Source organism: Brunnivagina elsteri CCALA 953 (assembly GCF_002289455.1).
Taxonomy (GTDB): domain Bacteria; phylum Cyanobacteriota; class Cyanobacteriia; order Cyanobacteriales; family Nostocaceae; genus Brunnivagina; species Brunnivagina elsteri.
The window spans coordinates 1-1,017 of sequence record NZ_NTFS01000801.1 but is presented as its reverse complement, the minus strand read 5'-3'; the positions used below and the strand labels follow the sequence as shown (position 1 = coordinate 1,017).

The window sequence follows — 1,017 nt, the reverse complement described above, 5'->3', positions numbered from 1 at the left end:
AGGGGGAGAGGGAGAGAGGGGTAGAAATGTGCTGGAATAGATAGTAAAATTTTTTCCAAATATCAGGAAGACAAGTAATATTTAAAACTGAATATAGACGTTGTAAAATTTCGATTTCTTTATCAGAAATTAAATAACATTCATAGGGATTGGTTGGGTGTTGTAGTATCTTGCTGGCTAAATCGATCCGTGCATTGCGAATGATTTTGGCATTTTCCGGTGATGCGAGTATCAATTCTTCCCAGTCTTGGGGTACTAACGTAATCGTCAAGCGATCGCGTACCCAATCTTCTAAATCGTCAACACCATCGATAATTGTCGGGATATCTGGGGGAAAAGCATTATTCCCAGCAAACTGTGCCTTTAACCAAGCTTCGGGGGAAGTTATCAGTATTCCTTGGAACCCATCACCTACCCAAGCGTCACCAGTTCTAATCGGTTTGTTGACTTGCAACCATTGCTGGAGACTGGGAATTTCAATCTTTAACAAACGTTGTTGTATTGCTTCTGGGGCAACAATAACTACTCCCGAACGCCACATCAGCGCTGATGCCACAAAACTAGTCCGATAACGCCCTTGATAGCCACAAACAGCCCCAACCTGAATTAAGGCACTACGTCCAACACGCAAAGCTCGTGCAACCAACCGTGCCATCGTCAAATGATGATGCCATGCTGGAAAACCCGTCTGCGATCGCAGGAAGTTGTGTAATGACAAATGAACTTCTGCCTCAATCACGCTTTAATTCCAATCCAAAACTATTTTTACTTATTGGGAATTGGGTGTTGGTTGGTTAGTACTAGCTGGTTGTTGTTGATTCGTAGTTGTTATATTAACCACGTAAGCCCAATTTCCAGAATTAGCAATTATCCCCATTACCCATTCATTACTCACTCCCAGGGCTATTTCATTCTAAAAGTAGGAGCTATGTGGTATAATCTAGCGCGAATCCAAGCGTGTGCATCTACCTCCATGAGCCAACCAGCAATTATAGAAGCTTTTGCAGAGCTTAAAGA

Annotated in this window: 1 protein-coding gene and 1 pseudogene; both read right to left on the bottom strand. The window is 42.5% G+C overall.

Going from position 1 to position 1,017, the window contains the following annotated elements; genetic code table 11:
• A pseudogene (locus CK510_RS30765) lies at positions 1-739 on the bottom strand (ATP-dependent DNA helicase); the annotation flags it as partial.
• Between the two features lie 30 nt (positions 740-769).
• Complete coding sequence (locus CK510_RS34180) at positions 770-895, bottom strand: hypothetical protein (protein ID WP_281257114.1); 126 nt, start codon at positions 893-895, stop codon at positions 770-772.
• Positions 896-1,017 lie beyond the last annotated feature (122 nt).